The sequence below is a fragment of the Aggregatimonas sangjinii genome (assembly GCF_005943945.1).
GTDB classification, from domain to species: domain Bacteria; phylum Bacteroidota; class Bacteroidia; order Flavobacteriales; family Flavobacteriaceae; genus Pelagihabitans; species Pelagihabitans sangjinii.
In genome coordinates this window covers 1,176,305-1,195,848 of the sequence record NZ_CP040710.1, presented here as the reverse complement: position 1 = coordinate 1,195,848, position 19,544 = coordinate 1,176,305, and the positions used below count along the sequence as shown (strand labels likewise).

Genomic DNA, 19,544 nt, shown 5'->3' with positions numbered 1-19,544 from the left:
TGTAATCAATTTTATCGGCTGATTCCAAATAATTTCGTTTAAAACTGAGAATCATGGATGACCGAATTAAAAAAATAGCGAAAACCGGCTACGCTTCAAAAGGTATGGTTTACGCATTGACCGGGATATTGGCTTTCGGCGCGGCCTTCGGACTGGGTAGTACTTCCGAAGGAAAATTGGGAGTTCTTAAATTTTTACAGGACCAGCCTTTTGGAAATGTGCTTTTAGGGGTTTTAGGACTTGGATTGTTGTGCTATTCATTTTGGCGATTTTATCAAAGTATTAAAGATCCGGAGAATATTGGTACGGATAAAAAGGACGTTGGGAAACGTATCGGATTTTTCTTCAGCGGTTTAGTCTATCTGGGCCTCGGTATCTACTCCATCTATCAAATTACCGCTTCCTCCGGTGGCAGTGGTGCAAATAAAACTTCAATGATTCCGTCGGAATATTTGAATTATATCTTTTATGCCATAGCCATCGGTCTGGCAATTAAGGCCGTGTTCCAGTTCGTTAAGGCGTACAAGGGAGAGTTCTTAAAAAAGTTTTATTTAGATACCATCTCGAATGTAAGTACAAGAAAAACAATCAAGTGGTTGGGCTACGGAGGTATGATTTCAAGAGGAATTGTTGTGGGCATCGTATCATATTTCTTTTTCGTGGCAGCGGATACGGCCAGCAAAGGAAACATAAAAGGAACCTCGGAAGCTTTTGCTTTTCTAAGAAAAAATTCTGAAGGACCGTGGTTGATGGGTTTGGTCGCCCTTGGTCTGGTAGCGTTCGGCTTATATATGTTCATTATGGCAAAATACCGTAGGTTTGATGATTAGTCTGATTTAAAATCGATATCCTTAAACTGAAATGCTCAGATATATAAAGTTATGCTCCTACATTAGCGTACGATAGCCAAACCGTCTAGGGCTGTTGCCAACGACTCGAAGGAGGGGCGGTCTTTGAAAGCTTATCTATGCTGGGGAGGCATCTCGAAAATAAAGCGGTAACGCCTTCAAGAAAATCGGTTTTATAGATTCTAATTTCAAACCATTACAACGGAAACAAAATGGCGGCTAAAGAAGAGAAAGTTACTGTATCCGAGGCAAAATTCCACAAGCGGATACTGTCTTCCATTGGCTTGGTCTCGGCCGCCATATTGCTCATCTTATTCGTACTTTTCGGATTCCGGATCATACTACTTGTTTTAGCGGGTATCTTAGTAGCTGCTTTTTTTTTGGGAATCGCCGGATTTATTGAAAATAAAACACCCCTCAGCCGCAACATTTCCCTTTTGGTCTCGGTTTTGTTGGTAGTTGGAATTTTAGTAGGAAGCTCATTTCTCCTAGCGCCTCACATTTCCGAACAAATCGTATCCTTAAAGGAAAAACTACCACAAGCAACCGAAAAAACACTACAAGATATAGAACAAACGAAACTAGGAGGTTTGATCGTACAACGTATTGAGAATATCGAACTAGGCGCGAACAAAGGGCAAATCGCTAAATTTTTTGGTTCTTTATTTGGAACGTTCAGCACTTTGTACATAATTTTTTTTCTGGGAATGTTCTTCATGATAGCGCCAATGACCTATGTAAATGGGCTCATAAAACTTTTTCCTAAAGCGCGAAGAGAACGTACTGAGGAAATACTTTTGGCTATGGGTAAGACCTTAAAAAGTTGGTTATTGGGAAAATTGCTTTCCATGCTTATTGTTGGTATCCTGACAGGTATCGGTCTTAGTATTCTAGGGGTGCCATTAGCGTTAACCTTGGCGATTTTCGCAGCCCTCATTAGTTTTATTCCGAATTTCGGTCCGCTGATAGCCTTGGTGCCAGCATTTCTACTGGCTTTTACCGAAAGTCCCACGACTGCCTTGTATGTAGCGATGTTATATTTGGGTGTTCAGGCTATCGAAAGTAACGTACTGACTCCAATGATTCAAAAGAAGATGATCTCACTACCTATGGCTATGGTTCTCATTGCGCAAATCGCACTCGGACTATTTACCGGTCTTTTAGGTGTCATTTTAGCAGTTCCCCTGGTAGCGGCCATCATAGTTTTGGTAAAAATGGCATATATAGAGGACATTTTGGGGGATACATCAATTGATGTGAAATACGAAGACTCTTCCAATGAATAGGTCCTGATCCACTTTGAAAATATATCAGAGACGACATAACGTTTAGTTGTTATCGCGCTGCTACCATTGTATCGGATATCAAGTAACAAGAAAATAGGTAATTATGGCTACTCTATATAATAACCACTACCCTACTCGCAATCATGAAGGCTATCGCTTTCTTCGATTCCGAAAATTTAAAAATACCTTAAAAGAATTACTGATTTAGCTTCTTTTTGTTCTTTAAGTATCGATACCCCATATAGGCAAATTGAAGCCCAACCACTACCAACTTGAATTTTCGTTTCCTGACCAATGTAGATGCCAATCCTATTAGTGTTCCTGCCTTCATATGTTTTCTGTTTTAGTTATTCTTCACGTCTTAGGTTTAGAAGATAAGCTGTTGCTCAAGCAATACCATACCAATTCAAAAACAGCCAGCTCAAGATGCTTTATTTCCAAAGGGGTGGCCGAGGTAATAAAACTATATGATTTATGAAACGTTTCTTGATCGTAAAAGAAAAGACATTGATTCAATGACAACCGAATTTTGGAGCATCTGATCGTTAGAACATTCACCAGCGATTTGTAAACCATATTTACTTCAGCACATTTTAGCCTAAAGAATCTAATGGCCCAGTTGCGAAGCGCCGCTATTTAGAACCTACCGCTCTTATAAATTTTAATTTTTTTTAGCATTTTGCCCCCTTTTTTTGGCACAGGATTTGTCAAATGTGGTATGGTTGTGATAAAATGGTGTTGTAGAAAATCGACATGGATTTCGTCTATTTCGACCTACCTTTCTCTCGGTTCCTAAGTCTAATCGGAAGACGATTGTAAAGGAAACCTTATGCGGAATTTTTTTCTACTTCCACTAAATAGTCTGCAACTGAAATAGTATTTGTACAAATCTTCAACATTAAAAATTGACAATTTGTCTCAGTAACGGGTGTCAAATTTGCAGTTTGTCAATTGTAAAGATTGTACTTAAGTAAATAGAAAGTTTAATTAAAAACAGATACAATGAAAAACAAATTGACTGTACAAAAAGGATGGAAAATCTATCTTTTCTCCGCACTTATCGCATTAGTGGTAAGTTTTGCCGTACTGAAGGGTAATCAATGGTCGCAAGACAAATCGGTTACCATTCAACAGGTAAGTGGTGTAAACGGACATCATGTTCTTTATACTGCCGATAACGACGGGAATATAAAACCGTTGGATTTTACGAATACCTCTGAGAAGGTCTTGGATGCCGTCGTGCATATCAGGTCTTCACGAACCATGACGAATGGAAATGTTCAACAATTTGACTATCGCCAATTACCCGACCCTTTCAGGGAATTTTTTGGAGACAGATTCAACGATGCCCCACAATCCCCAGATGGCAATTTACAGCCCCAACCAATGTACGGGACCGGTTCGGGTGTGATTATTAACAAAGAGGGCTATATCATCACGAACAACCACGTAATCGACGATGCCGACGAGGTTCAAGTTACGCTTTACAATAACGAGACGTATGACGCAACAGTGATAGGCACAGATCCCACGACCGATTTGGCATTATTGCAAATCAAAGCCGACAACTTAAAGACGATGGCGATGGTCAACTCCGATGATGTAGAAGTCGGGGAATGGGTACTGGCGGTAGGAAACCCAATGGGACTGAATTCTACGGTTACGGCAGGAATAGTAAGCGCAAAGGCGCGAAACATCAATATCAATAAAGAGAAGTTCGCCGTAGAGTCCTTTATCCAGACCGATGCTGCCATTAACCCTGGAAACAGTGGTGGTGCCTTGGTAAATCTTGAGGGTAATTTAATCGGGATAAACACCGCAATCGCGAGTAGAACAGGAACCTATAATGGGTATGGTTTTGCGGTTCCGAGCAATATCGTGACCAAGGTGGTCGAAGATATTCTCAACTATGGCAGCGTACAACGTGGCATGTTGGGTGTGACCATCCGCACGATGGACGGCACCCTCGCCCAGGAAAAAAATGTGGATTTTTCGAAAGGTGTCTGGGTAGAGAATGTCGGTGAGAACAGTGCCGCCGATAAGGCCGGTATTGAAGCGGGTGACATCATTATAAAGGTCAACGATGTTTTGGTAAATACGTCTCCGAGGTTGCAGGAAATTATAGCAAGTAAAAGACCTGGCGATAAAGTAAATGTTGCGGTAAAACGCAACGGTAAGGAAAAGAGCTTTGATGTGGTTCTGGAAAACTCTAAAGGCACCACGGCTATTATGAAGAAAGAAAAAAAGGAGGTATTGAATCTGCTAGGGGCCGATTTTGAAACCCTGGATGCGGATACTGCCAAAAAGTTAAATATTGACGGAGGGGTTAAAGTGGTGCGACTGTATCCCGGTAAAATCAGAAAGGAAACGCAAATGCGCGAAGGTTTTATCATTACCCATATCGATGGCAAAGAAGTGAAGAATATTGAAGATGTGGCAGCCATTCTTGAAGACAAAGATGGCGGGGTACTGTTGGAAGGCACCTATGAGGACAAACCTGGCAGCCATTACTACGCCTTTGGTATGGATTCTTAACGAAAAAGGGGCGTTTGCCCCTTTTTTATGGGATAATTCTAAAAGCTAAAAAGAACGTCAAAACGACGGAAAGCTATTAAATTGAAAGTATAAAATAGATTGAAAACAGCGTCATCAAATGCAGTTCAGAGACTATTACAACATATTGGGCGTAGGACGAAATGCCAGCGATAAGGAAATGAAAAAAGCCTATCGTAAATTGGCTGCACAATACCATCCCGATAAAAACGAGGGCGACAAGGCTTCTGAAGAGAAGTTCAAAGAAATTTCCGAAGCCTATCAGGTGCTCGGTTCAAGCGAAAAACGAAAGCAATATGACGCCCTTGGCTCGGACTGGGAACAATTTCAACAATCGGGTGCCACTTATGATGATTTCGTACAACAACGTAAACAGCATACCAACAGGGAAAGAAAACGTTCATACGAATATGCGGGAGGAAGTGGTTTCGATAATGGAAGCGGTTTTTCCGATTTCTTCGAATCGTTTTTCGGCGGTGGTGGTGGTCGAGGTCGGGCAAACTACGATTTTCCGGGAGCGGATGTTTCCGGTAAGATTTCCATAAGCTTGTATGAAGCCTACCAAGGCACCGAACGAATTTTGGATGTAGATGGGGAGAAAATCAAGCTAAAAATAAAACCGGGAGCCTACGACGGTTTGCAATTACGAGCCAAAGGAAAAGGCCAAAAAGGTAGTGGTGGTAAGTCGGGGGACCTTTATGTAGATATTCACGTAGAAAGACATTCCGTTTTCAATCGTAGGGGCGATAATCTTCATACCGATACACCGGTAGATGTTTTCAAGGCCATTTTGGGTGGTAAACAGCAGGTTGAAACACTCTCGGGAAAAGTCAACATCACCATTCCTGAAGGCACCCAGAACGGTAAGACGGTAAGGCTCAAGGGTAAGGGAATGCCTATTTACGGGAAGGCAGGTAAATTTGGGGATCTATTGGCGACTATAAATGTGAAACTCCCTGAAAATTTGACAGTAAAACAAAAGGAATTATTGAAACAAGTACGCGACAACGTATAAAAACTTTCTTGAAGCCGACTATCCCCCGTGGCAAAGCGGTTGGAGAATTATTTAGACTAAATGTAAAAATATGAAAGGAAATTTTGACAGACTTATCCATTCGGAAAGCCCAGTTCTCATCGATTTTTATGCCGATTGGTGCGGCCCATGTAAAGTACAGCTACCAATCCTCAAGGAAGTATCGGATGAAATCGACGGAAAGGCAAGAATCATTAAAATCGATGTAGACAAAAACCAGCCTTGGGCGAACCGCTTTCAAGTAAAAGGAGTGCCTACTTTAATCCTCTTTAAAAATGGTGAGATCGTATGGAGAAACTCCGGAGTTTCACAAAAATCAGAGCTTGTAACCTTAATTGAAAAATATAGCTAGATTATGGCAAATGTAATAAGTTATCGATCAAGACGATATGCCGTTCTGGAAGCCTTTCAAGAAGCGCTGGCCTATCGTTCGCTTAATTATACATTGAATGGATTGAAACGGTATGGTTTCGAAAACGAGCAGGACATCAATTTGGCCATCAAAAAGGCAATGACCGTTTGCAATGGTTTGGGCATCGATCCAAAAAAACATTTCGGGTATTTCTATAAAGTAGATATGTTGAACAAATATGTGATACGCGAATGGAAGGCCACTAAACTCGGTTTTTATTTGGTGCTTTGCAACGGCAGATCCGACAACCCCTTTGCAGGAGCCTTGCAAATAGAAATGCTGACGGAATTTATATCCAAATTGGATTGACCAGGATATTTCTTATCCATCAATTTTACTTTTTTAAAAAGTTATTTTTGTCATCTAAAGAAATGTTCAGAACGTCGAAGAGGTCGGATATGCTTAGCACTTTTATAAATTCAATTTATCAAAACTATCAAAAGACAAGTAATACTAAAATTTTAAGCCCTAATTGTAAGTATTCCACTGTTTCTCGCCACTGAGTCAATTTGAAAAAATGTCTCCATCAACTTTAATAAATCAGTTGTTAGAATTCGAACATAAGTAATTATAGGAAACACAAGAATCTCTATCAAAATACGCAATCCGCGGTATTTTCCATCAATTCATAATTACCGATTACAAGTATTTTCACGAGAGTAAATTATTATGCGTGATTTGACGTTGCGAGTATATCAAGAGAGACCGATAGCTATACTGATAAATTACGCTCTCCTTCAAATTATGCGGAATACAAAAGAGAAAAATCATCTTTCACTTAGTTGAATATTCCTTATATTGTAGCTACTCCTTTATTAGAAAGGTCTGAAAGAATGTCGTATTTTCAACAGCTTACTATTCTAAGAAAGATTTCTTGAAAACAATCAAAGATATTGCCGAAGAGGCCGAGGTATCTACCGGAACGGTGGACAGGGTTATTCATGATCGTCCCGGGGTATCGAAAAAGACCAAGGAAAAAATCAGGAAATTGCTCGATAAATATGACTTTGAACGGAACATCCTGGCTAGTACCTTAGCCCTCAAAAAAAAATATTCCATTGCTACCTTAATTCCAACATATAAGTCAAAAACTGATTTTTGGTATGAACCCCACAAGGGATTGAAATTCGCCTTTCAAGAAATTAAAAATTATGGTGTTAAGGCCTATCGTTTTTATTTTGACCTGTTAGACCATGAATCATATAAAAATGCTTTGAACCAGATTCTTGAATTGAATCCTGATGGAGTGGTTTTTGCCCCATTCTTTTATAACACTTCTTTAGATTTTGTAGAGAAGCTCAATTCGAGAAACATTGCGTATGTATGTATCAATATTGACATTGAAGCTACCGGCCACCTTTCGTTTATAGGTCAAGATTCGTTTCAAAGTGGATATTTATGTGGTAAGTTGTTGGATATCTCTACCGAACGGAAGCAACATTTAGCCATAATCTTGTCCAAAAAGGATATTGACAATCACCATGCAATAGCAGCTAGGGTCGATGGTTTTATGAATTATTTTGAACAGCGCAAAATCAAGAGAATTATAAAAAAAGTGTACGTTGAGAAATTTGGATTATCCGAGGTAGGAGCTATACTTAGTAACGGGCTAATGAAGGACGACTGCATTAAAGGTTTCTTTGTGCCTTCAAGTGCTTCGTATATCTTGGCAAAATTCCTAGACAGTATGGATATGACAGATATTCATATTGTCGGATTTGACGCACATCAATACAATTTAGACTATCTTAGAAAGGGGAGTATTGATTTTTTAATAGACCAAAACCCTTTTGAACAGGGCTATGTAGGCGTAAAAATACTTTTTGAATACTTACTGTTGAAGAAATTGCCTAAACTCAAATACAGTTCTCCAATGATAATTGTCACGAAAGAGAATATTGACCATTTTAAAGTCGCTTCGGCGGTTGAGTTTTTGGTATAGTATTTACATCCGGGCCAATTTAAATCGATACAATATGAAGAGGATTCCGTTACTTCTGTTGTTATGCTCCTTCGCTGTAAGTCGGGCGCAACCGTCTATGGCGAGACAATGGAACGAGACTTTGCTCGATGCAATCCGAACGGACTTCGCCCGACCAACTGTACATGCCCGTAACTTGTACCATAGCTCTATTTTAATGTATGATGCATGGGCACTATTCGACGGGTCTGCGGAAACCTTTTTTTTAGGTAAGGAGTATGGTGGTTTCAATTGTAGGTTTGAAGGAATTCTTCAACCCCAAAACATCGATGCTGCTCGACAGGAAATTATGGGTTATGCCTTGTTCAGATTATTAATGCATCGCTTCGAAAATTCTCCGGGTGCCGCGACTTCCCTAGCTAACTTTGTTTCTCTTTTTCAATCGTATGGTTATGATACTGAATTTGTGTCAACAGATTATAGCAGTGGGTCCTACGCTGCACTGGGCAATTATCTAGGGGAGCAAATGATCAATTTTGGACTTCAGGATGGTGCCAATGAGTCGTTAGAATACAGTAATAGCTTCTATGAACCAAGTAACCCACCTTTAGTACTGGATGAATATCAAGATCCCACAGGTATTGACCCGAATAGGTGGCAGCCCTTATCGTTTGACCTGTTTGTAGATCAATCCGGCAATACGGTGCCAGTAGCAATTCCTTCATTTTTGAGTCCGGAATGGGGCTCGGTAGTACCCTTCGCCTTAGAAAGTTCAGCCCTTACTACCAAGAACAATGGTTTTGATTCATATCTCTATTTTGATAGCCCAGAGCCACCACTAATTCAAAATTCCGAAAATAACGGAATCGATGATGCCTATAAATGGCACTTTAGTTTGGTGGCGGCTTGGTCTGCCCATCTTGACCCCAATGACACAACGGAAATAGATATTTCACCGGCATCTTTGGGCAATGTAGAGATCAATAATTACCCAAACTCTCTTGAAGAATATAAGGTATTTTATAATTTTATGGATGGTGGAGATATTGGTCCAGGTCATGAAGTGAACCCAAGCACCAATTTGCCATATACCCCACAGATGGTCAAACGTTCGGACTATGCCCGGGTACTAGCCGAATTTTGGGCCGATGGGCCAGATTCCGAAACGCCACCCGGGCATTGGTTTACCATTCTGAATTATATAAGTGACCACCCGAAAATAAGGAAAAGATTTGGCGGTGTAGGCGGTGAGATGAATGATTTGGAGTGGGACGTAAAGGCCTACCTCGTTCTTGGTGGGGCCATGCACGACGCCGCCATTGCCACTTGGGGAATAAAGGGATATTACGATTATATTCGCCCTATTTCTGCCATTCGCTATATGGCCGGTAAAGGACAGAGTACAGACCCGTCTTTACCCGGTTTTGACCCTCATGGCCTTCCGCTGATTCCTGGCAGTATTGAACTTATTGATGCCTCGGACCCCTTGGCAGGAAGTACAGCGGAAAATGTAGGTCAAGTAAAGATATACGCTTGGAGAGGTCCCGATTATATAGATGATCCCCGAATGGATACCGCCGGAGTCGGTTGGATTTTGGGAACGCGATGGTGGCCGTATCAGCGAGGTACTTTTGTAACACCGCCTTTTGCAGGATATATTTCCGGACATTCCACTTTTTCAAGAGCTGCTGCCGAAGTACTGACCTTGTTGACCGGAGATTCCTTTTTCCCCGGTGGAATGGGTACATTTGACATTGAGGCAAATGAGTTTTTGATTTTCGAGGCAGGTCCGACCGAGAGCTTCACTTTACAATGGGCTACCTATAGGGATGCGTCCGACCAAACCAGCTTGTCCCGTATTTGGGGTGGTATTCACCCACCTATAGATGATATTCCCGGTAGGTTAATCGGCGAGCAAGTTGGCAAACAGGCCTTCGCCAAAGCCCAGCAGTTGTTCACGACCGACACGGACGAATCCGATACGAATAACGTGAATTCAATACTTTATCCGTTACCTTTTGAATATCAGATCAATCTAGCTACCGATTTTCAAGGGAAATGTATCGTAAAACTTTATGGTCTGGACGGCCGTTTGGTGTTATTAGAAAATATGGAGTTAAATACCCACAGTACAGCAATAGACCTTTTCAATATTCCTTCAGGATTATATGTTTTAAAGGTAACCGATGAATTTGATACTATCATCCATACTCAAAAAGTGGTCAAGAACTAAAACAGAATGGCTCAAGTAGTCTGGGTTATTGTTAGGGCTTAATAAAGTCTATTGGAGTTTAATACTTCGCGAACAAGCTACGCGCATAGCGCCTCACCCTCACCACTCATTACGCAAAGTAAGACAGCACTATTTAGACAAACCGATTGCTGTGCGGGTTAACTTTTTTATTTGAAGTGCAGAAAAAGTCTATCGTCCAGCACTAGGCATAACTGAATTGCGAAAAGGATGGTTGGTGGAATTTCATGTTGCCGGTTTGCGTTTAAGCCCTTAGTGTCTTGCGTATTTTGACTCAGGCCGTAGCCACGCGACACTTTATGAAAATTCCTAACATCAATTGCGTCGGCTCCATAGGCCGATAAATGAACCACTTTTAGTTATGCTTTAAACCGTCGATAACATAAATTCACGTTTTACACCAAAGGTAGTTCTGGAGCTTTTTCATGCCCCTGCCCATATGCTTATTCGATGCATCTCTTCCAATCAGTTTTTTTCATCATAAAAATCCTGTAAGACAAAAAAGGCCTTTTTGGGATTGCCATTATCGTCTATAAGACCTTTTAAATTCCAGTAATCTTGAATTCCTTGACGTTGACGCATGGTCGAGCGAAAATCCTTTAAAATCCAAGGTGACATGCCTACAAGTCCTTTTTGATTACGCCACATTTCAATTTGTTTCTTGTAAACCAACGCTTGGTATTCTTCACTAAAGATAACCATATCCTCTTCGTTTCCTGAAATACCCCTTCTGGCACCTGCCCCTGTCTCACTAAAAACATAAGCTTTATCACCAGGTATGTGAAAACGTATTTTAGACATATTATCCAACATTACCTGACGTGCTTTAAGAGGTGGAATCTTCGCTTGGGGCGCTAAAAATCCAGAATAATACCAACCGAAATATTGATTGATTGCAGGAAGGTCGACAATGGAAGCCAGTTCATCCTCGATATGGATGTCCCAAGTGTCGAATTGCTCACCTGCCATTGTAGGGAAATAGTATTCTTTTGCCATTTTGCCGATTTCTTCCCCACCAAAAACCAATGCGGCTGTGGTCAATCTTGTATCATCAACACTTTTTACATGCGTATTCAAGGCACGAAAAAAGGTGTTCCGAGCATCACTTATCGGTGTTTCGTTGCCAAGGCTCCAGAAGGCGATACTTACTCTGTTTTGATCTCGTCCGATCATTTCATCCATTCTAGTTTTGGCCATCTCCAACACTGCCGGTTTTTCAAATTCCAAATTCCAGTACACCGGAATTTCCGCCCAGACCAAGAGCCCCATTTTATCCGCAGCACGCAGCATATGCTCGTTATGCGTATAGTGAGCCAATCTTACGAAGTTACAGTTCAACTCTTTTGCAGCTTGCAACAATTCAATTGCATGCTCGTAACTATGGGCGCGGCCATCGGCCCCAATGGCTTCCTCGTGAATAGAAATGCCCTTCAGCATGGTAGGTTTTCCGTTAAGGAGTATTTGGGAGTCTTCAATTTTTATAGTTCGAAAACCAATTAAATCCTTGACCACCTCTTCTCCGTAGGTCAACTCAACATCGTATAATTTGGGATTCCCTATTGACCAAAACTCGGGAGAAGCTTTGAAACGAATTTCGGCCTTTCCATTTTCCAATGGGAAGGATTCATTGATTTTCAACTCTGGGATCATAACTTTTATATCGCCACTAGAAGCACCATTAATCATAGCCCAACCAAGAATTTCCTTCGGATTATCCGGGTTTAACTGTATTTTGTAATTTTCGATATACGCCTTTGGAAGTTCCACCAAATTTACATCTCGCGTAATTCCACCGTAATTCAGCCAATCGGTTCGTGATGTGGGAATGTCAGAATTCGTAAGTGTGTTGTTCGCATTGATGACCACAAAATTATTGCCATCTGCTATTGCATCCGTTATTTCACAATTAAAGGAAGTGAACCCACCCGTATGGCTGGCGACATGCTTTCCGTTTACATAAATCTGCGCTTTGTAATTGATAGCCCCGAAATGCAGAAAATAACGCTTGTCCTCTTTTTTAGCGACTTGAAAATCGCGTTTATACCAGACTTTTCCATTGTAAAAAAATAGTCGGTCGTCTTGTGTATTCCAATCCCCCGGAACCTTTAGCGTTGTTCCGTTTTCGATAGTCAACTCCAACAACTCACCAGGAGCTGGCTTGTGATTGCGTTCTGCATAATGAAATAAGTCGTTGAATACATTCTGCTGATTGGGATCGATCAAAGCATTCCATGTACCATTCAAAGATTTTACATTTCTACCTTCTATATTGCCGATCAAGGGCGCACGGGCACTTCTTCCACAACTCGAGTTTGAAATAACTCTTGAGCCCATACGCTTCCGCACGCAGCGAAAAACACTAGCAGAGAAAGGATGGCTATCCTACTGAAAAACCTAAATTTAATTGGTTTCATTATATTACTATTTTACTATTTTATTGCCAAAACAACTTGTATAAAGCTGTTTTAGCCAATATTTACCGAGCCACAGCGGCAAACGTCATTTCAATCGATCAAATCTTATGAAAATATCCTGCATTTTAATAATCGTATGGCATGTAGCGAATTACAATCTAAGCTAAAGCCATCACTTGAAAACTAGTCGTTTTAACAGGGAGTTTAATGGGTAACTGCTATACGTGTTTTATTTCCCAGCCAGGCTCATAGGATCTTGACCACAATTTCATGGCTTCCCTATTAAATATACGACCTGTTTTTTCATCCACTTCAAAAGAATTATCGATGCGGGAGGCGATATTGGCATAATGCGTTAATAATTGACTTGTTACCCCTTGATCAATGGGGGAGGTTAATGCTGCTTTTCCCCGAATGGCATCAAAAAAGTTTACCGTATGAGCCGCAGAAAGTTGACCACCGCCGCCAAGTGCGTTTCCATCTTCGATTCCTGGCAGTACATTTTCTTTAATAAGTTCACCATTTAGGCCATATAGCCTATACCCGTCACGATCGATCATTGTAGCCCCTTTAGAACCATAGACCAGCGTCCCTCTGCCCTTACCGTATTTATCGAATCCGTTTCTACTACGACCATCCCACTGAATGGTTCTATTTCCTGCAAATCGGAATGTGGCTTCCATAGTGTCATACATTTCCCAGCCGTCATCTTTGTGTTGAAATTTCCCGGATTTCACTTCTACATGTTCAGGATATTCCACATTTAGAGCCCAGCGGGCAATATCCAACTCATGGGTGGCGTTGTTCCCCATTTCTGCCGTACCGTAATCCCATCCATACCAATGCCAGTTGTAATCCCATGTATTGTCGGTATAAGCTCTTCTCGGGGCAGGTCCTTGGAAAAGCTCCCAATCCAATCCTTCAGGGGGGTTGGCCTCAACCTGATTAGGAACACGTCCTCTCTTATTTGTATAAAAAGCAATTGCATTGTATACATCTCCAATGATACCATTATGTATATCATTGATGATTTCCTGTGACTGTAATGAAGATCGCTGCTGATTGCCCATTTGCACTACCTTATCGTATTTTTTCTGATAGGCCACCAATAACTCGCCTTCTTCCGGATTATGGCTACAAGGTTTCTCCAAATACACGTGTTTGCCCGCCTGCATGGCCATACAGGCCCCCGGTGCATGCCAATGGTCCGGTGTTGCCATAAATACCGCATCCACCTCTTTATCGTTTAAGATGTTTCGTAAATCATTTTCCAACTTAGGCTTGTTATCGATTTTGGAAGCAAGCGCATTGGCAGCTTTTTCCCGCTGACTTTTCATAACATCACATAAATACAGTAATTCAATATTGTTGCTTTTATCGGCGATTGCAGGAATATAGCCGCCATAACGTCGTCCCAATCCTTGGAGGGCCACATTCAAGCGATCATTCGCTCCTATAATTTTTGAATAACTCTTAGCCGACATTGCATTAACACTTGTTGAACCAAGCGTTACCCCTACGGCACCTATTGCCGTTTTTTTGATGAAATTTCTTCTATTTGTACTCATGTCGGTTATTTTTTCGGTTTGTTAATTGGACGGATTTTTATGTTCTTGAAGGATACCAGATCACCGTGATCCTGCAATAATATCTGACCTTCTACCAATTCCCCAAAATTGGGCCATTTGGCGTATTTACTTTCAGCGACGAGTTTTCTGTAGGCATCACTTTTGCGATCGTATTCCAAAACTTTTGCACCGTTCAGGTAATGTTCAACATGATCGTCGACGGAGATTATATGTGCCCTATTCCACTCCCCGATAGGCTTTACCGGCTTATCGGTATCGGCCATAATAAGGTCGTAGAGTGAAGCTAAGGTTCGGCTTCCCTCCTGACTTCCTTCTTTGGCATCGGGATGTCTTTCATCGTCTAAAATCTGATATTCCAGACCGATGGACGATCCTGCACCCTTATTGATTTCGGTATCAACATAATACTTGATTCCACTGTTAGCGCCTTCTGTGATTTTGAAATCGACCATTAATTCGAAGTCGCTATAATTCTCGGTAGTCACGATATCGCCTCCTGCCGTAGATTCGGCGCCACCTGTAGATAATACCGTAAGTTCACCGTTCTCGATTATCCATCCTTTTTCCGGAAATGAGGCTAATTTTGCACCGCGCCAGCCGGCTGTGGTCTTACCATTCCATAGCATTTGCCAACCTTGATCGGACTCATTACGGGTAAGCTTGTTCATTTTATCCACAACGGGAAGGGGACTCTCTCGAGCATATGTTTCCAAGTCTTCGGTCAGGATATGAATATTTCTCCATGCGATTTCGGTTCCAGGCTTTTGATCTCCGTAAAGACCGTGTACCTGTAACCCGATGAAACCACTTGCGGTTTGGTCGTCCATTAAATGAGCGGCCGGCACACCATTGATCCACGTTTTTAAAGTATCTCCGCTTGCCTCGACCCGGTAGTGGTTCCAATTGTTTTGTTTAAAAGCTTCCTTTGCCGCCGTATTGTCATCGGCTACCGGATGCAACCATCCTCTACGGGCCTCGTCGTATATTCCAGCGCTCCAGCCACGCTCCGAGGGGTCAATTTCTATTTGATATCCATGTACCCGTCCATTCATGTAATGTGGAAAACTATTGCTTCTGATCTGGATTCCGGAATTCATTTTTGGATCCACCTTATATTCCAGTTCCAATATAAAATCGTCGTACATTTTATCGGAGGTCATAAAAGTATTTGGCTTTTCGTCTACTGTGGTTCCCACGATGACCCCGTCCCGAATAGTGTAAATGGCGTTTCCTCCCTTTTGCGACCATCCATTGAGTGTCTCTCCATCAAATAGTGAAATCCAAGGCGTATTATCTTTCTTTTGCTGTGCAAAGCTAATGCCTACGAACAGCATTAAAGTTAGGGCTGCGCTTCTATGCAAAAAACTTCCATATTTTATTCTTCCTTTCATTTAATTTGTATTAGCGTTTATGATTTAATAATTTTTCGCGAATATGTCTTTCCATTACTGACAATCACCAATAGGTAAATACCAGATGGCAAGTTTTCATAACCACTTAGTTTGATTTGACCAGAAGTGTTCTTTGCATTTATGATTTTCTTTTGAACTATAACTCCGGAAATATCACTCAATAAAACCTGCACTTGTTCGTCAAAGGAGTCGCCGTGGGCTATGTTGATCTTATTTTCGAACGGGCTTGGAAAAACACTCATTTGAAGCTCGCTTAGCTCCTCCTCTTTTGGAATAACAACACTATCACAATCAGAGGATTCGGTGTCTTTAACAACTAACTTAGTGAGCCTAAGAACATTAATATCACCTTCGCCCTTGTCCGTAACTTGGCGATAAACCCCTTCTTCTGTTTGTACGCTACCGTTTATGGTTACATTCTCGCCTTCACAAATTACAACTGTCTCTGAAAGCCTTTCATAAATGGTATCGCCTTCAAGGATAGAATAAGTGGAGTTAGGTTCTAAGTCTTTAAATACCTCTCTCTTTTTCCCCCTAGGCCACTGTACTACCAAACTATCAATCTTTTCAGCGTTACCCAGGCCCATGTGAACCATTTTGCTATGCACCGAAAGATAGCTACTACCTCCGGATACCTCCCGAATTTGCTCCTTACCATTCGTGTAGGCCTTTACAATTGCTCCATAAGCACTGCGATTGTTATCCGTACCCTCCAAGGCAACTTTAATCCAATTAGCATCTTCATTACCTGAATTCATATATAGTTTTGTCTTACCCCGATTCTCTGGGCCTAAGCGGATGTTGACCGCTATTATATCTAATTGACCGTCATTGTTCAAGTCGCCGTAAGCCATGCCCCTGGCTTTATTCGGTTGATCGGTGGCAAGTAGTCCTGAGGCATCTAGAAACGATTCTTGATCTCCAAAACCTATATACAGTAGGTTATTCTGCGAATCGTTTAAATTAAGCAGGGATCCTTTAGAGGCATAAAGATCGAGATGTCCGTCATTATTAACATCAAGAAAGGCCGTTCCCCAACAAACACCGGTGCCGTCATTCACCTTGCGATCAAAGGCAACATTGCTAAATTGATTACTACCGCTATTTTGAAGCAAAATATTATTCCCGATATTGGTTACGTAGTAATCAAAATAACCATCTTCATTAAAATCACCTACTGCAACACCCATACTATTGATAGCCGCGTTAACCCCTGAAAAATCTGAAATATCGTCAAAACTGCTCGCGGGATAGTTGTTCAAAAGAAGTTTGTTCGGAATATAAAAATCCCCAAAATCATTAAGTACAAATAAGTCAGAATCGCCGTCTTGGTCAATATCGGAAAATGACGTGGCCAAGGTACAGCCTTCATTCTCTGAATTTATGGGATTGTCTATTTTGGTGAACGTAGCGTTACCGTTATTTTCATAAAAGAAATCCGGTAAGGGACGGTCAATATTCTGATCAAAGGGTAGGGCGTCAAAATCAACGTAATTACCGACGTAAATATCTAAATCGCCGTCTAAATCATAATCCGCCATAGTAGCGCTCATGCTCCAGGACTGGTGGTTTATACCTGCGGCCAGAGAAATATCGGAGAAAAACTTGCCTTCCAGGTTTTTGAGCAAATAGCACCTAGAATTTTCCGCCGTAGTAATGAAAAGATCTGTAAAGCCATCATTGTCAACATCACCCGCAACTACTCCCATTGTCTTGATCCCGTTGAATTGGGTGATTCGCATTTTTTTGGTCACATCTCTAAACGAGCCGTTTCCAAGGTTTTCAAAGAGTTTATCATCTTCTAAACCACCTGTTAGATAAATATCCTCGAAACCGTCATTATTGAAATCGAAAATCGCTACACCACCACCCATCGCATTGGGGTCTGAAGTGAAATGGTCGATTTTAAAATCCTCGGCCCTTTCGGTAAAAATTTGGGCATTGAGGGTTATGCTGCAAAAGCAGAGTATTACAATCGTCAATACTGCAACTCCCTTCATCATATACCAAATTATATATTGAAAGGTTTGACAGGAGTACCACCGTAGTTAATGTCAAACCTTTTTATTCATCAGGGCCGAGTGGTGTTGATGCCCACCTGCCAGATTCTTAGTATCCGGGGTTTTGACTCAAGTTCGTATTGGCCTCTACCTCGTCCTGTGGTATGGGAAGTAGCATATAACTATCCGGAAATACATTACTAAAAGCAGGATCCTCGAAAACCGTAAATGTAAGTTGCGCGGGATCGAAAACGTGTTCTGGTCCGCCTTCACCTGCCGTCGGCACTCCATTGCGGTCTATTCTCATCCCGTGATAGTTGGCATTCAAGACGGTTGAAGCTTGACCCCACCGAATCAAATCAAACCAGCGATGATTCTCAAAGACCAATTCTATTCTTCTTTCTTGACGAATACGTTCCCGCATCTCAACTTGGGAAAGTCCGGCCGGTAAATCTGGCAATGCAGCTCTTCTTCGTACTCTATTGACGGCATCTGCAACGTCTACGGAAGGGCCGTTTAGCTCGTTTTCGGCCTCGGCGTATATGAGCAAAACTTCGGCAAATCGAATTTCTTGCCAGGCCGTATTGCTCACCCTCTCCGGCGCGAAACCCACTGACGGATCTACAAATTTACGGACCAAATATCCCGTAATGGACGCATTACCATCCCGAACGGTACCAGGACCTTCATTAAAGGCGTTCCATTCCATATCTATAAATGGTTCACCCCTAGAGGGCGCTACTTCTGAAAACTCGGCGCCATGGTAAAAAATAGAAGCATAAAAACGTGCTTCACGATTACTATATGGGTCTGCAGGATTGTACCCGGACTCATCATCCTCTATAGGGAGACCGTTCGCCATTTCAAAATCATCTATGAGCTCCTGTGTTGGATCGGTCTGACCGCCATTGTCATTTCTCCAACGCACCGGCCAATTACCCCTATCGAATTGATGTACTCTTTCCGGTACTAGAAAAAGGCTTTCATAAACCGTTTCCACATTGCCGCCTGTAGAAAGAAAAAGATCCGCGTAGTTTTTTCGGGCTTCCTCCGCATTTGCAGGATTGGCACCATAAAGTTCCAGTCCATCGTTTTCAGATCCGTTAATGAGTGCGTCCGCTAAATTCGCCGCTTCTTCGTAACGTTCGGCAAAAAGCATGGCGCGGGCGTTTAAAGCTATTGCCGCCTGTTTGGTCAGCTGACCTGACTTGGCCTCTGATTTGTTCGGCAGTGCACTTGCAGCAGCCTCTAATTCCTCGTTTACAAAAATATAAACATCATTCCTTGGAGTTTCCGATGGGAATAGATCATCATCGTCCAAAGTTTGCGCTTTGGTCAATAAAGGCACGTCGCCATATCGTCTCGTTAAATCAAAATAAAACCAAGCTCTTACAAACCGAGCGGCCGCAGCCGAATTAATTTTAAATTCCTCATCAAAGGAAGATCCCTCCAGTCCTACTAGAAATTCGTTCACTTGCCGTATGGCCGTATAAGCTTCATCCCAAATATCGAGACCTCCCAAATTTAATGGATTCAGGGCGCCCTGTCGAACAACGGAATTCGAGGGAACCCAGCCACTCTTTGACCTTGCCTCATCAGAGATGGATGCCAACAAATAGCTATTACCGTACCCACCACCAGGGCTATTATATTGTCCTGCGGGCAGTAGCCCAATGATGTTATTAAGAAAAGCTTGAGCCAACGCTTGGTCTTCGAATACCGTGGAGGCACTGAGCTGGTCTAAAGGCTCCTTATCTAGAAAGTCGTCGTTACAAGAACTGACCAGAACAAGACCGAGGGCTAAAATCGTTACAATCTTTTTCAT

14 protein-coding genes are annotated in these 19,544 nt (G+C 41.8%); 8 read left to right on the top strand and 6 right to left on the bottom strand.

Translation table 11 applies throughout. From position 1 onward, the window contains the following. Window positions 1–53: 53 nt before the first annotated feature. Entirely contained in the window at window positions 54–830 is a 777-nt protein-coding gene (locus FGM00_RS04985) for a DUF1206 domain-containing protein (protein WP_138851849.1), read from the top strand. A 230-nt stretch (window positions 831–1,060) separates the two neighbouring features. Further along, window positions 1,061–2,134 carry an AI-2E family transporter gene (locus tag FGM00_RS04980; RefSeq protein WP_138851848.1) on the top strand — a complete coding sequence of 358 codons (1,074 nt, stop codon included), beginning with the start codon at window positions 1,061–1,063 and terminating at the stop codon, window positions 2,132–2,134. 196 nt (window positions 2,135–2,330) lie between these two features. Here the strand turns inward: FGM00_RS04980 and FGM00_RS20040 are convergent, their stop codons facing one another. Then, complete coding sequence (locus FGM00_RS20040; RefSeq protein WP_262711081.1) at window positions 2,331–2,465, bottom strand: hypothetical protein; 135 nt, start codon at window positions 2,463–2,465, stop codon at window positions 2,331–2,333. Window positions 2,466–3,136: 671 nt separating this feature from the next. Between FGM00_RS20040 and FGM00_RS04975 the strand changes: the two genes are divergently transcribed. The 6 genes from FGM00_RS04975 to FGM00_RS04950 all read left to right on the top strand — a co-directional run bounded on the left by FGM00_RS04975 (window position 3,137) and on the right by FGM00_RS04950 (window position 10,286). Next, window positions 3,137–4,669: a Do family serine endopeptidase gene (locus FGM00_RS04975; RefSeq protein WP_138851847.1), complete on the top strand. Its 1,533-nt coding sequence runs from the start codon at window positions 3,137–3,139 to the stop codon at window positions 4,667–4,669. 118 nt (window positions 4,670–4,787) lie between these two features. Next, window positions 4,788–5,702 carry a DnaJ C-terminal domain-containing protein gene (locus tag FGM00_RS04970; protein ID WP_138851846.1) on the top strand — a complete coding sequence of 305 codons (915 nt, stop codon included), beginning with the start codon at window positions 4,788–4,790 and terminating at the stop codon, window positions 5,700–5,702. Between the two features lie 70 nt (window positions 5,703–5,772). Beyond that, window positions 5,773–6,072 carry a thioredoxin gene (gene trxA / locus FGM00_RS04965; protein ID WP_138851845.1) on the top strand — a complete coding sequence of 100 codons (300 nt, stop codon included), beginning with the start codon at window positions 5,773–5,775 and terminating at the stop codon, window positions 6,070–6,072. Window positions 6,073–6,075: 3 nt separating this feature from the next. Then, window positions 6,076–6,441, top strand: coding sequence for a hypothetical protein (locus FGM00_RS04960; protein ID WP_138851844.1), 366 nt, complete (start codon window positions 6,076–6,078; stop codon window positions 6,439–6,441). Between the two features lie 565 nt (window positions 6,442–7,006). Beyond that, the gene (locus FGM00_RS04955) at window positions 7,007–8,074 is read left to right on the top strand and encodes a substrate-binding domain-containing protein (RefSeq protein ID WP_138851843.1); all 1,068 of its coding nucleotides are present in this window, start codon (window positions 7,007–7,009) and stop codon (window positions 8,072–8,074) included. Between the two features lie 34 nt (window positions 8,075–8,108). Next, complete coding sequence (locus tag FGM00_RS04950) at window positions 8,109–10,286, top strand: T9SS type A sorting domain-containing protein (RefSeq protein WP_138851842.1); 2,178 nt, start codon at window positions 8,109–8,111, stop codon at window positions 10,284–10,286. Between the two features lie 483 nt (window positions 10,287–10,769). On the opposite strand, the gene FGM00_RS04945 is transcribed toward FGM00_RS04950, so the two are convergent. From FGM00_RS04945 to FGM00_RS04925, 5 genes are all read right to left on the bottom strand, one after another. Then, window positions 10,770–12,638 (bottom strand): glycoside hydrolase family 2 protein, encoded by a 1,869-nt coding sequence (locus FGM00_RS04945; protein WP_138851841.1) that lies wholly within the window; start codon window positions 12,636–12,638, stop codon window positions 10,770–10,772. 298 nt (window positions 12,639–12,936) lie between these two features. Then, window positions 12,937–14,286, bottom strand: a complete 1,350-nt coding sequence (locus FGM00_RS04940) for a Gfo/Idh/MocA family oxidoreductase (protein WP_138851840.1) — start codon at window positions 14,284–14,286, stop codon at window positions 12,937–12,939. A 5-nt stretch (window positions 14,287–14,291) separates the two neighbouring features. Beyond that, window positions 14,292–15,698, bottom strand: coding sequence for a 3-keto-disaccharide hydrolase (locus FGM00_RS04935; RefSeq protein WP_138851839.1), 1,407 nt, complete (start codon window positions 15,696–15,698; stop codon window positions 14,292–14,294). 17 nt (window positions 15,699–15,715) lie between these two features. Then, complete coding sequence (locus FGM00_RS04930) at window positions 15,716–17,722, bottom strand: FG-GAP-like repeat-containing protein (protein ID WP_138851838.1); 2,007 nt, start codon at window positions 17,720–17,722, stop codon at window positions 15,716–15,718. Between the two features lie 106 nt (window positions 17,723–17,828). Further along, window positions 17,829–19,544 (bottom strand): RagB/SusD family nutrient uptake outer membrane protein, encoded by a 1,716-nt coding sequence (locus tag FGM00_RS04925; RefSeq protein WP_138851837.1) that lies wholly within the window; start codon window positions 19,542–19,544, stop codon window positions 17,829–17,831.